Genomic DNA, 13,304 nt, shown 5'->3' with positions numbered 1-13,304 from the left:
CCGGCCGCGGTCGGCCCGTAAGGTGTCAGGCGTGTCGTACGTAGGTCCGGACTTCGATCCTCCCCAGCCCCGCCGCGGCCGTCGCCGCGTCCTCACCGTGGGCCTCGCCGCGCTGGTGCCCGGGGCACTGCTCGGCTGGGTGATGTACGAGGCGGTGGGCGGCGACGGAGGCGGCTCCGGCAACGCGGCCGTACAGCCGTCGCAGGCACCCTCGGACCAGGCGCCGACGGACTCCACCACGAGCGACGACAAACCACCGGGCCCCACGCCGACGACGGACTCCACGTCCGCGCCGGCCGGCTCCGGCTCCGGGTCCCTGGACGGCAAGGTCGTCGTCATCGACCCGGGCCACAACCCGAACAACTTCCGGCACACGTCCGAGATCAACCGCAAGGTGAACATCGGCACGAACTGGAAGGAGTGCGACACGACGGGTACGTCGACGAACGACGGCTACTCCGAGGCCGAGTTCACACTCGACGTCGCCCATCGCATGCGCACGCTGCTGGAGAAGCAGGGCGCCACGGTCAAGTTCACGCAGGACGGCGACCGTTCCTGGGGACCGTGCGTCGACGAGCGTGCCGAGATCGGCAACAAGGCGCACGCCGACGCGGTCGTCTCCATCCACGCCGACGGCGCGGGCTCCGGCCAACGGGGCTTCCACGTCATCCTCCCCGGCAAGGTGGACGAGGGCGCCGCGAACACCGGCCCCATCGTGGCCCCCTCCCGCGCCCTCGGCGAACGCATCGCGGGCTCCTTCGTCCGCGTCACGGGCGACGCCCCCTCCAACTACATCGGCGACGGCACCGGTCTCGTCACGCGTAAGGACCTCGGCGGTCTCAATCTGTCAACGGTTCCGAAGGTGTTCATCGAGTGCGGCAACATGCGCGATAGCAAGGACGCGGCACAGCTCACCAGCGGAGCCTGGCGCCAGAAGGCGGCGCAAGGGATCTCTGAGGGAATCGTGAGTTTCCTCGTCAAGTAGATCCCGAGCACCCCAGAGCCATCACGCACACGCTCAGATCTATCTCAAGACTGTTGCAGAAGCACACACCCCTTGATCAACTGTTCTCGACCGGAGGCCCTGATGCCTTCTTATGATCATGGGGGATCAGTTGAATTTCCAAACAGCCCAGCGCGGGGTCATCATTGCTGGCTTGTCCGTGAGCCTGCTCGGCATGGGCACCTCAGCACAGGCAACCCCGAGCGCAAAGAGTTCCGAAGTCGCGAGTGGGAACCGCGCGATCATCGCCAAGCGGTTGATCCACGTACGCTCCATCGGGACCAAGTGCGGGAAGACGCCCGTTGCGATGGCCTCGGGCCGGGGCAGGATGACGCTGCGCATTGATGACACCCGATCCACCGGCACGGTGCTCTCGAAGCACATCGACGCCTCGAAGGGTGTCATCAGTGCGGGTGTCGGATGGGACGTGTCGAAGTCACGAAGCATCACCGTGAGCGGCTCCAAAGAAGTGCCTCGGGGCAAGCACGGAACGCTGACGGCCTTCGTGAAGTACTCGGGGAAGAAGTTCGACGTGCAGGCCATGCTCGTACCTCAGGGCGACAAGTGGATCGTCCAGAGGAACAAGACGGCCTACAAGCCGATCGGCGTCTGCTTCAAGTACAGCGAGCGTTAGCCGAGTCGCGAGTCGCAGCCAGCTTCTCGAGCGGCCCGCCGGCAAGCATGCCGGCGGGCCGCTTCTTGTCGTGTGCCCGGTGCTGCAGTCCGCGATGCATCTCAAAGTCCCCTTGAACCTGACCGACCAAACTTGATCGAAAATGTCGGCGCCGCATCACGAACACACGACGATCACCGGCGATGTCGTCTTCTCATACGTGCAGCGGCGAGGCTCAGCACGAAACGAAGGACCTGAAGTCATTCGCTCTCCGGCCTTGAAGGCCGGGGCGTGGCTCTTGGTTGAGAGTCACGCCCACGTTTGACCAGCCCCAGTCATCACCACAAGGAGGTGCATCCGATGACTACGTTCAGTTCACGTGAGAAGACCCACCGCGCCGTGCTTCCTCAGCGGCGCGCTCTGGAATCCGCAGGAGCAGACACCCCTGGGAGTAGGGACGAAACGGCTTGCGGACCCCCGGCCACCGTGCCGGGCACGGGTGCTGAACATGGGCGAGGGGAGATCCTGTCGGCGGGCACCCATCTGGCAGGACGTCACCCCGCCCCCGCTTCAGCGGGGAAGGGCGAGACCCGTGAGGGTCATCCAGCGGTGTTCGTTCTGGACAGACACCACCAACCGCTCATGCCATGTACGCCGGCCCGTGCCCGCAAAACTCCTCAGTCACGGGCGAGCCGTCGTGCATCGTCACACCCCATTTGTAATCCGCCTCAAAGACCGTACTGCCGCCACCTCGGAAGTGACCGGCGCTGAGCTGGGTATCGACCCAGGCAGCAGATTCACCGGCATCGCCCTGTTCCGGGCAGTCGACGAAGCGGATGCATCCGTCCGCCACGGCCTGTTCGCGATCGAGCTCGTACACCGAGGCGGACCGATCAGCGTCAGGCTTACCTCCCGGGCCACGCTCAGGCGGGCACGCAGGCAGCGGAACCTCCGTTATCGAGCACCCCGCTTCAACAACCGCGCACGGCCAGAAGGCTGGCTCGCTCCGTCCTTGAGGCACCGGGTCGACACCATCACCGCGTGGGTGAACAGGATGACCCGCTGGGCTCCTGTGCGCGCGGTGCATGTAGAACTCTCCGTCTTCGATCCTCATGCCATGAGCGCGGGCACGTCTGCATCCGTTGCCGAGTATCGAGGCGGCACGCTACAAGGAATGGAGGTGCGTGAGTACCTACTGATGAAGTGGAACCGGGCGTGCGCCTACTGCGGAGCAACGAGCACCCCTCTCAACATCGACCACATCCATCCGCGATCGCGAGGCGGATCCGACCGTGTCTCCAACCTGACCCTCGCCTGCCTTCCCTGCAACAAGCGGAAAAGCAACATGCCGGTCGAGGACTTCCTCAAGAAGAAGCCCGCTGTGCTCTCAAAGATTCTTCAACAGGCGAAGACTCCACTGCGCGACGCCGCAGCGATGAACGCGACCCGTTGCGCAGTGCTCCGAGCGCTCAAGGCCCTACACCCAGACGTACGGCCGTCCACCGGTGGCCGGACAAGATGGAATCGTCGACGCACCTCAACGCCCAAAAGTCACACCCTTGACGCGCTGTGCGTCGGAGTTCTGGCAAGCGTGGTGCGTCACCCCAAAGCCATTCAAGTGGTGACGGCAACTGGACGCGGTACCTATCGTCGCACCGCCCCCGACCGATACGGCTTCCCTCGCCTCGCCCTGCCCCGCACCAAGCAATACTTCGGCTACGCAACCGGCGACCTCGTGCGCGCAAACGTCCCCAACGGCAAGCGGCAGGGCAACCACACGGGCCGCGTCGCCGTTCGCGTCACCGGCAACTTCAACATCAAGACCCGCCATGGACTGGTCCAGGGCGTCAACCACCGACACGTCCGCCTCCTCCAACGAGCCGACGGCTACGCCTACACCACACGGGCCGAAGTCGCACATGCCTGACCTGTACGTATCAATCCGTCAACGGTTTCCAAGTCATACGGCTGTTCGCGCAGCGGCGCGATAACAAGAACGCGGCGCTGCTGACCAGCGGCGTGGGGCGCCGCAAGTGCGGGCGTGGAGTCTCTGAAGGGATCGTGAGTTTCCTGCGGGGGTAGTGGTCCACGGACTGATCCCGGCGGACAACCTCGTCGGTCGGACGATAAGGTCGGCCGTACGATGAGGGGCCACCCCCGCGCTTCACACAGGGGCCTTGCGGCGACATGGTGACAGCGACGCCTCTACCGACGACGAGACGACCGACGAAGGACCTTTGAAGTGAATATCCGCTCCCTCACTCGAGGCGACGGCGTGGTGATCGGAGCAGCGGTATTGCTGTTCATCGCGTCATTCCTCGGCTTGGCCGGCTGCGACGCTCCGGGCAACATCTGTGATTCGTACGAGATCCCGAATGCATGGGACAGCATCGGGCTCGGTCTCGGTGTGTACATGGGCGGCGTGATCGGTGCCGCGCTGATCGTGGTTGCGCGTCTTCTTCCCGCCCCTCGCAAGGTCGCGGGCCTGGAGCTGGGGCCGACCGGCGTCGCCCTGACCCTCCTGACCGCATGGATCATGCTGTGGAACCTGATCGACGCCGAGAACGCCGGCGCCGGTCTCATCCTCGGCTTCCTCGCCGCCCTGATCCTCGCCGGCGGCGCCATCGCCACCCCCCTCGTCCCCGCCCTCCAGGCCGCCCTTCTCCCGGCCCCCAGTCCCTCCGCCCCGCAGCCCTACGGCGGGCAGCCGCAGGGTGGTTACGGGTACCCGGGCGCCCAGCAGCCGCAGCCCTACGGTGGGCAGCCGCAGGCCGGGCAGCCGTTCGGGGGTGGGCAGCCGCAGGCTCCCGCGCCGACCGCCGGTGGGGACTTCTCCCCGTTCTGGTTCGCCGTGCCCGTGCCGCGGCCGCTGTTCGCGGAGGACGGCTCGCCGTCGCCGATCGCCGAACTGGCGCCGGGCACCTGGTACCTGGCCGTCGAGCAGCGTGGCGCCACGCTGGTCGCGCAGACGCAGGACGGTCGTCGTGGTGTGCTGCAGGACACCTCGGGCATTCAGCGCGGCTGAGTCGCACGGCAAGCCGTACCGCGGCCCCTCACCCTTCCCGGTGAGGGGCCGTTGTCGTACAGTCGCCCTCCGGTCCAAGGACCTGACGATCCGTCAGTAGGAGGCAGGCTTATGCGGCTCGGGCTCGCACTCGGGTATTGGGGGCGCGGCCCCTCCCCGGACCACGTACCGCTCGCCCAGGAGGCGGAGCGGCTCGGCTACGACTCCGTGTGGACCGCCGAGTCCTGGGGCTCGGACGCCTTCACCGCGCTCACCTGGATCGCCGCCCGGACGTCGACGATCAGGCTCGGTACCGCCGTCGCGCAGATGGCCGCCCGCTCCCCCACGACCACCGCCATGCACGCCCTCACCCTCGACCACCTCTCCGGCGGGCGGATGATGCTGGGGCTCGGGCTGTCGGGGCCGCAGGTGGTGGAAGGGTGGTACGGGCGGCCGTTCCCGAAGTCGCCGCTCACCGCGACGAGGGAGTACGTCGATGTCGTACGCCAAGTGCTGCGGCGCGAGGGGCCGGTGGCGCTGGACGGGCGATTCCACTCCCACCCGTACAGCGGGCCGGACGGCACCGGCATCGGGAAGGCGCTGAAGCCGATCACGCATCCGCTGCGGGCGGACCTGCCCGTACTGCTGGGTGCCGAGGGGCCGAAGAACGTGGCCCAGACCATCCGGATCGCCGACGGCTGGCTGCCGTTGTACTGGTCGCCGAGCAGGCCCGACGTGTACGGGGAGGCAGTCGCCGAGTTGCCCGAGGGTTTCGTCGTCGCGCCGATGGCCCGGGTCCAGGTCTGCGACGACGTCTCCGAGGGGCTGCTGCCCGTCAAGGCCATGCTCGGGTTCTACATCGGCGGCATGGGTCACGCGGCCCGCAACTTCCACGCCGACCTGATGGCGCGCATGGGGTACGAGGAGGAGGCGCGGCGGATCCAGGAGCTGTTCCTCAGCGGTCGTAAGGAGGAGGCCGTGCTCGCCGTGCCGGACGCGTTCGCCGACGAGATCTCGCTCGTCGGGCCGCGTGAACGGATCGCCGAGCGGCTGGAGTTGTGGCGCAAGGGGCCGGTGACCGATCTGCTGGTGCTCTCGCCCGACCGGCCCACGCTGCGCCTGCTCGCCGAACTCAACTCGTAGTCGCACAGGAAGAGTTCACTGGAAGACCGAGATGGGGTCCAGGGTGAGTTCGCCCGTCGTGGCGTTCCAGGCGCGTACCCGGCCCAGGCAGGTGGCCGGGAACTCCTCGTCCGCCGAGTAGCGGTCGACCCGGAACTCCTCCTCGCGCACCCAGGACGTCTCGCAGGTGATCTTCACCTGGGCGCGCGGTTCGCCGGTGCCGTAGCGGGCGTGCAGGACGACGTCCTCGCCGTCCCTGCGGACGGTGAACAGGCCGGAGACCGAGACGTACGTCCCCCTGACCGCCGTCAGCGGGGTGCCCCTGGCCTCGGCGCCGCGCAGTTCGTCGGCGAGAGCCGCGGTGAGGAAGAGCTGCCCGGTCGCGAGGTCGGCGTCCACCACCATGTCCCGGGCCCGCAGCCGGTCCATGATCAGACGGATCGTCTTCATGGGCGTGTTGGGCTCCCAGTACTCCCTGCGCGTCTGCGTGTTGGTGTCACGCTCGGCCCGGCCGCCGACTGTGAAGCGGCCGAACAGCCCGAAGCCGGTGGAGACGCTGGTCTCGTGGGAGACGTTCACGTCGGCCTTCGGTATGCCGAGGATGTCCGCGACGCCCTCGACCCGTGTCTCGTGGAGATAGATGCACATTCCGGAGAACATGCGGCCGTCCCGCACCCGCCGTCTGCGCCGGGCGGCCACCCAGCGGGCCACCACGTACTGCGCCACCACGGCGACGCACACCGCTGTCAGGAGCCAGACGACCATCCAGGGCCACCGCAGGCTCCACCACTGACTGTCAATGACACCCACGGATCTCCTTGAAGGCGTCGGAGAGGGATGACTCGTCGGCGTCGACCATTCGGCCTCCGGTCGCGCGGGCGGCCTTGTCCAGCGCCGCCGCGTCGGCCTCGCCGAAGTGGACTGGGAAGGTGGGCACTTCGCGTGCGTCGGCGCCCAGACGCTCGTACCGGCGCAGGAACTCGGCGTAGGAGATGCCCGCGTTGCTCTCGCCGTCTGTCATCAGCACGATGGCGACGGGCCGTTCGGGTGCCTCGCGCACGGCGTCCGTGGCGATGCGGTAGCCGCGGTCGAGGGCGGACCAGACGGCGGTGAAGTCGTCGAAGGAGCCGGCGGCCACGACCTTGCCGAGGGCGCGCAGGTCGCCGTCGCCGCGCACGGTGACCGTGCGCTCCTGGAGGACCCGCTCGCCGAACCGTACGACGGTGAGGTGTTCGCCCCGGTAGAAGCGGGCGAACTTGCCGGTGGAGGTGGGGTCGGCGCCGCTGAGCCCGGCGAACGCGGCGCGCAGGCCGGCGATCCGCTCGCCGCGCATGGAGCCGGAGAAGTCGAGCAGGAACACCACCTGGTCGGTGGTGGCGCTCGCGGGATCGCCGTAGTCGGCGACGAGCCGTTCCACGATGGAGAGCCGGTCGGGGTAGGACAGGGCGTTGCCGACCGCCTCGCGCAGCGGCTCGGCCGGGGTGACGTCCTGGTTGACCGGGCGGCGCCAGGTGCGCCGCATCAGTTCGCGCTGCACGTCGTCCTTCAGCAGCCAGTCGACGACCTTGCGGTAGGCGCCCCGCTCGTCGGCGTCGAGGAGGAGCAGCGGGAAGTCGGACAGCACCATGCCGTCGTCGGGGTGGACGATCCGCAGGGGTTCGCGGAGCTTCTTGGAGGCGTTGAGGGACAGCAGCTCCGACTCGTGGGCGATCAGCGCGTTCGCCTCGCCCTGATGGCCCGGGTAGGCGGCGATGAGCTCGCGCGAGCTGGCGCCGGTGAGGGTCTGGCCGGAGCGGAAGCCGCGCAACCGGTCGCAGGAGACGTCCTGTTCGCGCAGTGCGCTGCCGGTGCCCGCGGCGGCGGTGGCGACGCCGACGAGGGCCGCGCGCCCGGTGTCGCTGCTGCGCGGATCGGCCATCCCGAACCGTACGGTGCCGTCGGCCGCCGCGTCCGCGATGTCCGCCCAGGACAGCCGCCCGTCCGGTGCCCGGGCCGTGAGTGTGTCGGCGGTCCGCGGGGTGAGGCCGACGACCACGGGCGAGCGCATGATCGGCGTCGACTCGGGGCGGGCCGCCCGTTCGCCCTTGTCCTGGAGCCGCAGCAGGAAGGAGCGGTCGGAGGCCGGCCAGGCCAGGTCGTACGACGAGCCGCGGGCGCCGGACAGGTCGGCCGTGGCCCGGTAGTCCATGTCGAGCTCGACGCCGGTGTCGTCCTTCAGGTCGCCCAGCAGTGGTTCCAGGTCGGCGAGTTCGGGGCTGGCGAGGACGCGCAGGGTGATGTCCTCGTCTCCGCCGCCGCAGGAGGTGAGGGCGGCGAGCAGGGTCAGCGTCAGACAGGCGGTGAGGGTGCGGCGCTTCACGGGGTGTCCCGGACGGCCGGGGGGCAGGTGCCCACGGAGTCGATGATCTCCTCCAGGACGTCCAGGTCGGGTTCGTAGACCTTGGTCTCGTCGCGGTTGGGTCTCGGCACCTGGATGCCGTGGTCGGCCAGGTAGGCGTTGAGCTGGTCGCTGGTGCCGTCCTCGCCGGAGAAGCGGACGCGGAAGCCCAGTTCGATGGCGCGCCGGCGCAGTTCGGGGTCGTCCTGGATGACGCGAACGAGCCGGTCGCCCTCGCCGCTGAGGGAGATCAGCTGGGGCTCGGTGAGGGCGTAGGGCGTCGGGTAGAGCAGGACCCGGTCGGTGTCGGCCTCGCCGTGCTCGCGCTCGTGGGCGATCTGGTGGGCCAGGTACTGGTGCTCGTAGATCAGGGAGATGGGCGCGATGCTCTCGCCGAGGTCGGAGAGGTAGCTGTCGGCCTGTTCGTCGGCCCACATGCCCTGGAGGTCGATGAGGGGTTTGATCTTCCGGGCGACGGTCCGGGCCTCCTCCATCGCCTTGGTCTCGTCGGCCTGGCCGGCGCCGGGTGTGCTGTCGCCGTTGGCCACGAAGGCGAGGATGCTCAGGTAGGCGCCGGCGGAGTTGGACTCGCAGACGCTGGAGGTGCGCACCAGGACCCGGCCGCTGTTGCTGCGTCCGCCGGGCCGGTCGAAGCCGATGCCGTTCCAGGTGTCGGCGCGTTCGGTGACGCCGTCCCGGTCCTGATCGCCGGTCAGGGTCTGGTCCTTGGTGCCGGTCCTGCCGTCGAGCAGGCCCATGAAACGGTCCATGTCGAGGTCGTAGTAGAGCGCCCTGCCGCCGCCGGCCGGGGGCTGGGCGGTGGCGACGCCCATCTTCTCCAGGGTCTCGGCGTAGGCCCGGAACGTGCCGAGCACCAGCGGTGTCACGAAGGGGCGCACCGAACGCACCGAGCGGTCCTGCCGGTCGAGGATGAGCTTGGCCGCGGGCTGGCCGGACGGGAAGACGGCGTCCATGCCCGTCAGGGACTGCGTGGCGATGCCGCGGGAGCCGAGGCGGTGGATGTCGACGCGCAGGCCGTGCTTCAGCAGCAGCCGCTGCACCTCGGGGTCCTTGAAGTAGTCGGACTTGGAGGCCATCCTGGCCTCGATCGTGACGACCCGGTCGAACGGCCGTAGCGCGTTGCCCGTGACCAACAGGGCGATCAGCCCGGCCAGGGCGAGCGGAAGGGCGAGAAGGACGTGGACCGGTAAGCGTGCGCGGGGGCGGTTCCTGTCACGGGTGCGCAGTCGTGGTTCCTGCGCGGTGCGTGGTCTGTCGGCTTCGGATGTGGCGTGCGGTCTGTCTGCTTCGGACACCGGCTCTCCTGCCCTCTCCGGGAGGAGGATCGTCGATGATCATGATGACCGGTGAACGACATTGCGGGGAACGCCAGTTGAACGTAGCGACCCGTTCACGTCTCGGCGCTCCGCCCCGCGCGACAGGTTTCGTTCACGCATCAAGGGCAACCCGGAGGGCATGTCCCCTCGATATAGCTCCAACCAGGCCGGCCGGGTCATCGCGATCGTCGCCGATGTCATGGCCCTCATTCTGGGCCTGTGGATTCTGATGTATCTCCTGGACGCGAACCCGGCGAACGACTTCGTCCAGTTCGTCCATGACGCGGCCCGCTGGCTGGCCGGCTGGTCGCACGACCTGTTCACGTTCGACGAGGAGTGGGCGAGGGTGGTCGCCGGTTACGGGCTGGCCGCGGTCGTGTACCTGTTCGTGGGTCACGCCATCGCCGGCCGAGTGCACCGCCACTGAGGCGACCCGGGCCCTCAGCCGCAGCAGTCCGGGTCCAGCCCCGCGGGCAGGCGGTCTCCGCCGAACACGGCGCAGGTCGCCTCGTGCCCGCCGAGCGCCGCGACGGCCAGCAGCAGGGAACCGGCGGTCCAGGTCGTCAGTTCGCGGGGCCAGATCGCCTGGTCCTCGAAGACGTACCCGGTCCAGTACAGCCCGCTCTCGGCATCCCGCAGATGCTGGATCGACTGCAGGATGTCCAGCGCCCGGTCGGACTCGCCCATCGCCCACAGGGCCAGGGCGAGTTCGGCCGACTCACCGCCCGTCACCCACGGGTTCGGTACGACGCACCGCACCCCGAGGCCGGGCACGACGAACCGCTCCCAGCCCTCCTCCATACGGGACTTGGCCTCGGCGCCCGTGAGCGCGCCGCCCAGCACGGGGTAGTACCAGTCCATGGAGTAGCGGTCCTTGTCGAGGAACCGCTCCGGATGCCGGCGTATCGCGTGCCGCAGCGCGCCCGCGGCCAACTCCCAGTCCGGTTGCGGCTCTTCGCGCTGCTCGGCGATGGCGAGAGCGCACCGCAGGGCGTGGTGGATCGAGGAGGAACCGGTGAGCAGCGCGTCCGGGTTCGCCGTGCCGTCCTCGTCGCGCCGCCAGCCGATCTGCCCACCGGACTGCTGGAGTTGCAGGACGAACTCGATGGCGGCGTGGACGGACGGCCACATGCGGTCGAGGAAGGTGTCGTCGCCGGTGGAGAGGTAGTGGTGCCACACGCCCACCGCGATGTAGGCGACGAAGTTGGTCTCGCGCCCGGTGTCGGTGACGTCGTCGAAGGCACCGTCCGCGTAGGCCGCGTACCAGGAGCCGTCGTCGTTCTGATGCGTCGCCAGCCAGGTGTACGCCCGCTCGGCCGCCGCGTGTTCACCGGCGGTGTCCAGCGCCATCGCGGCCTCGACGTGGTCCCAGGGGTCGAGGTGGTGCCCGCGGAACCACGGGATCGCCCCGTCCTCCCGCTGCACCGCGAGGATGCCGGCCACGGTCGCGGCGGCCTCCTCGGCGGTGAGGACCCCGGGCAGGACGAGGTGTTCTGTCCGGGGGGTGGTCACTTGGCGGCCGCCTCGGAGGTCTCGGAGGTCTCGGGGGTCTCGGACAGCCGCGGCAGGTGCGGCTTGGTCGCGTACGCCACGAAGCTCTTGCCGATCAGCGGGTTCAGCGCCTGCTCGGCGACCCGGGTGGCCAGCGGCTTCTTCATGATGTCCCAGACCAGCAGCTTGTGGTACGCCCGCACCGGCAGCGCCTTGTCGTTGTCGACGCCGAACGCGCACTTGAGCCACCAGTACGGCGAGTGCAGCGCGTGGGCGTGGTGGGTGCCGTACGGCTTGAGGCCCGCACCGCGGATCTTCGCGAGCAGTTCGTCCGCCTTGTAGATGCGGATGTGGCCGCCCTCGACCTCGTGGTACTCGTCGGACAGCGCCCAGCACACCTTCTCGGGGCCGTAGCGCGGGACGGTGATGGCGATCCGGCCGCCCGGCTTGAGCACCCGCACCATCTCGGCAAGTACGCCCTTGTCGTCCGGGATGTGCTCCATGACCTCGGAGATGATCACGACGTCGAAGGACTCGTCGGGGAAGGGCAGCGCGAGCGCGTCGCCCTCCATCGCCGTGGCGGTGGCGCCCTCGGGGGCCTCGCCCGCCTCCTTCATCGCCGCGAACCACTTCGCGACCTCGCGGATCTCCTCGCCGTTCTGGTCCAGCGCCACGACCTGGGCGCCGCGCCGGTAGCACTCGAACGCGTGCCGGCCGGCACCGCAGCCGAGGTCCAGGACGCGGTCGCCCGGGGCGAGCGGGAACCGGGAGAAGTCGACGGTCAGCACGAGGCCCTGCCTTCGGGGTTGGATGCGGCGAGTTGCTTGGGGGCGAATGTCTGGGGGGCCGCGGAGCGGTCCGGTGTCGGGCCGGCGGAGCGGGCGACCGCCTCCCGGTACCGGGCCACCGTCCCCTCGGCGGCTCGCGCCCAGGTGAAGTGGCGCAGCACCCGCTCACGTCCGGCGGAACCGAGTCGTACTCGCAGCTCCGGGTCGCCCAGCAGCCGGCTCAGCCCGGCGGCCAGCGCCCCGGCGTCCCCCGGCGGCACCGCCAGACACGTCTCGCCGTCGCGTCCGGCGACCTCGGGAATCGCCCCGCCGGTCGTGGCGACGAGCGGCGTCCCGGTGGCCATGGCCTCGGCGGCGGGCAGGGAGAAGCCCTCGTACAGCGACGGCACGCAGGCGACCTCGGCCGAGCGGACCAGGTCGACGAGTTCGGCGTCGGAGATGCCCTTGACGAACTCGACGGCGCCTTCGAGGCCGTAGCGCTCGACGGCCTGCGCGACCGGACCCTCGGTGGGCCGCTTGCCGACGACGACGAGATGGGCGTCGGGGTGCTCGGTGCGGACCTTGGCGAGCGCCTCGACGAGGAAGACCAGGCCCTTGAGCGGGACGTCCGCGCTGGAGGTCGTGACGATCCGGCCGGGGATCCGCCGGACCGACGGATCCGGCGAGAAAAGGTCGGTGTCGGCGCCGATGTGCACCACGTGGACGCGGTCCCCGGCGACGCCGAGGTGGTCGACGATCTCCTGACGGGACGTGCCGGAGACGGTGAGGACGGACGGCAGGCGGCGCGCCACACGCTTCTGCATCCGGGTGAAGGCGTACCAGCGCCGCACCGACATCCGCCGGCGCCACCCGTCCGCCGCGTCCAGCTCCAACTGGCGGTCCACGGTGATGGGGTGGTGGATGGTGGTGACGAGCGGGGCGCCGACGTCGCCCAACAGGCCGTATCCCAGGGTCTGGTTGTCGTGCACGACGTCGAAGTCGCCGCTGCGGGCGCGCAGCAGGCGGCGGGCGCGCAGCGAGAAGGTCAGCGGCTCGGGGAAGCCGCCGGTCCACATCGTGCCCACTTCCAGGGCGTCGATCCAGTCGCGGTACTCGTCGCGTCCGGGCGTGCGGAAGGGGTCGGGCTGGCGGTAGAGGTCGAGGCTGGGGAGCTCGGTGAGGGTCAGCCGGCCGGCGTACTCCGCGCCCTCGTCGAGGACGGGGTAGGGCTGGGAGCCGATGACCTCGACGCGGTGGCCGAGGCGGGCCAGCTCGCGGGAGAGATGACGTACGTAGACGCCCTGGCCGCCGCAGAACGGGTTCCCTTTGTAGGTGAGAAGCGCGATGTCGAGCGGTCGCTCGCCGTCGGCGGCAAGGTCCTCCGAGGCCGCGGCCTCCCTGGCCCCAGCGGTCACTCCGGACCCCCTTCTCCCTGCACTGTCCCGCGAGATTACGCCGGGACGCTAATCTAGAACAAGTTTCAGACTTGATCGTTCAAGAGGCTCTGAATCTACCGGCAGGTAGCGCCGCTGTGAGCGATGGATCAGGTGATTCACGCCACGACCGAGGCCCTGGCATGCTCTGTCCGGT

The 13,304-nt window shown here is 69.3% G+C and carries 12 protein-coding genes and 1 pseudogene; 7 read left to right on the top strand and 6 right to left on the bottom strand.

Annotated elements, in window-relative coordinates; translation table 11 throughout:
* The first annotated feature begins 31 nt into the window (after positions 1–31).
* The 6 genes and pseudogenes from CP983_RS30615 to CP983_RS30590 all read left to right on the top strand — a co-directional run bounded on the left by CP983_RS30615 (position 32) and on the right by CP983_RS30590 (position 5,763).
* Positions 32–985 (top strand): N-acetylmuramoyl-L-alanine amidase, encoded by a 954-nt coding sequence (locus tag CP983_RS30615; protein ID WP_150503140.1) that lies wholly within the window; start codon positions 32–34, stop codon positions 983–985.
* Between the two features lie 118 nt (positions 986–1,103).
* Entirely contained in the window at positions 1,104–1,637 is a 534-nt protein-coding gene (locus tag CP983_RS30610) for a hypothetical protein (protein ID WP_150503138.1), read from the top strand.
* A gap of 487 nt (positions 1,638–2,124) precedes the next feature.
* Positions 2,125–3,543: an RNA-guided endonuclease IscB gene (gene iscB / locus CP983_RS30605; protein WP_229914737.1), complete on the top strand. Its 1,419-nt coding sequence runs from the start codon at positions 2,125–2,127 to the stop codon at positions 3,541–3,543.
* A 56-nt stretch (positions 3,544–3,599) separates the two neighbouring features.
* A pseudogene (locus tag CP983_RS45255) lies at positions 3,600–3,698 on the top strand (N-acetylmuramoyl-L-alanine amidase); the annotation flags it as partial.
* A gap of 160 nt (positions 3,699–3,858) precedes the next feature.
* Entirely contained in the window at positions 3,859–4,641 is a 783-nt protein-coding gene (locus tag CP983_RS30595; RefSeq protein WP_189748632.1) for a hypothetical protein, read from the top strand.
* A 111-nt stretch (positions 4,642–4,752) separates the two neighbouring features.
* The gene (locus CP983_RS30590) at positions 4,753–5,763 is read left to right on the top strand and encodes an LLM class F420-dependent oxidoreductase (RefSeq protein ID WP_150503134.1); all 1,011 of its coding nucleotides are present in this window, start codon (positions 4,753–4,755) and stop codon (positions 5,761–5,763) included.
* A gap of 15 nt (positions 5,764–5,778) precedes the next feature.
* Here the strand turns inward: CP983_RS30590 and CP983_RS30585 are convergent, their stop codons facing one another.
* From CP983_RS30585 to CP983_RS30575, 3 genes are read right to left on the bottom strand one after another with little or no spacing between them, the layout of a single operon-like run.
* The gene (locus CP983_RS30585) at positions 5,779–6,552 is read right to left on the bottom strand and encodes a hypothetical protein (RefSeq protein ID WP_125528679.1); all 774 of its coding nucleotides are present in this window, start codon (positions 6,550–6,552) and stop codon (positions 5,779–5,781) included.
* Positions 6,539–8,101, bottom strand: coding sequence for a VWA domain-containing protein (locus tag CP983_RS30580; protein WP_150503132.1), 1,563 nt, complete (start codon positions 8,099–8,101; stop codon positions 6,539–6,541). The genes CP983_RS30585 and CP983_RS30580 overlap by 14 nt, the downstream gene beginning before the upstream one ends.
* Positions 8,098–9,435 (bottom strand): hypothetical protein, encoded by a 1,338-nt coding sequence (locus tag CP983_RS30575; RefSeq protein WP_229914738.1) that lies wholly within the window; start codon positions 9,433–9,435, stop codon positions 8,098–8,100. The genes CP983_RS30580 and CP983_RS30575 overlap by 4 nt, the downstream gene beginning before the upstream one ends.
* A 160-nt stretch (positions 9,436–9,595) precedes the next feature.
* Here CP983_RS30575 and CP983_RS30570 point away from each other — a divergent pair, with 160 nt between their 5' ends.
* Positions 9,596–9,883: a hypothetical protein gene (locus CP983_RS30570; RefSeq protein ID WP_107906837.1), complete on the top strand. Its 288-nt coding sequence runs from the start codon at positions 9,596–9,598 to the stop codon at positions 9,881–9,883.
* A gap of 14 nt (positions 9,884–9,897) precedes the next feature.
* Here CP983_RS30570 and CP983_RS30565 read toward each other — a convergent pair whose 3' ends face one another.
* Genes CP983_RS30565 through CP983_RS30555 form a run of 3 tightly spaced genes read right to left on the bottom strand, consistent with a single transcriptional unit; the run spans position 9,898 to position 13,129 of the window.
* The gene (locus CP983_RS30565) at positions 9,898–10,968 is read right to left on the bottom strand and encodes a prenyltransferase/squalene oxidase repeat-containing protein (RefSeq protein WP_150503130.1); all 1,071 of its coding nucleotides are present in this window, start codon (positions 10,966–10,968) and stop codon (positions 9,898–9,900) included.
* Complete coding sequence (locus CP983_RS30560; protein WP_150503128.1) at positions 10,965–11,735, bottom strand: class I SAM-dependent methyltransferase; 771 nt, start codon at positions 11,733–11,735, stop codon at positions 10,965–10,967. Before CP983_RS30560 ends, CP983_RS30565 begins: the two co-directional genes overlap by 4 nt.
* Complete coding sequence (locus CP983_RS30555; RefSeq protein WP_150503126.1) at positions 11,729–13,129, bottom strand: glycosyltransferase family 4 protein; 1,401 nt, start codon at positions 13,127–13,129, stop codon at positions 11,729–11,731. Before CP983_RS30555 ends, CP983_RS30560 begins: the two co-directional genes overlap by 7 nt.
* Positions 13,130–13,304: the final 175 nt, after the last annotated feature.

Origin of the sequence: Streptomyces chartreusis (genome assembly GCF_008704715.1) — a bacterium.
GTDB classification, from domain to species: Bacteria; Actinomycetota; Actinomycetes; order Streptomycetales; family Streptomycetaceae; genus Streptomyces; species Streptomyces chartreusis.
Note: the sequence above shows the minus strand (reverse complement) of the source record. Positions and strands in the feature narration are given on the sequence as shown.

Coding starts and splice junctions, on each gene's coding strand:
- CP983_RS30610 (WP_150503138.1), top strand. CDS start 1,104: ATGGGGGATCAGTTGAATTTCCAAACAGCCCAGCGCGGGGTCATCATT.
- iscB (WP_229914737.1), top strand. CDS start 2,125: ATGGGCGAGGGGAGATCCTGTCGGCGGGCACCCATCTGGCAGGACGTC.
- CP983_RS30590 (WP_150503134.1), top strand. CDS start 4,753: ATGCGGCTCGGGCTCGCACTCGGGTATTGGGGGCGCGGCCCCTCCCCG.
- CP983_RS30570 (WP_107906837.1), top strand. CDS start 9,596: ATGTCCCCTCGATATAGCTCCAACCAGGCCGGCCGGGTCATCGCGATC.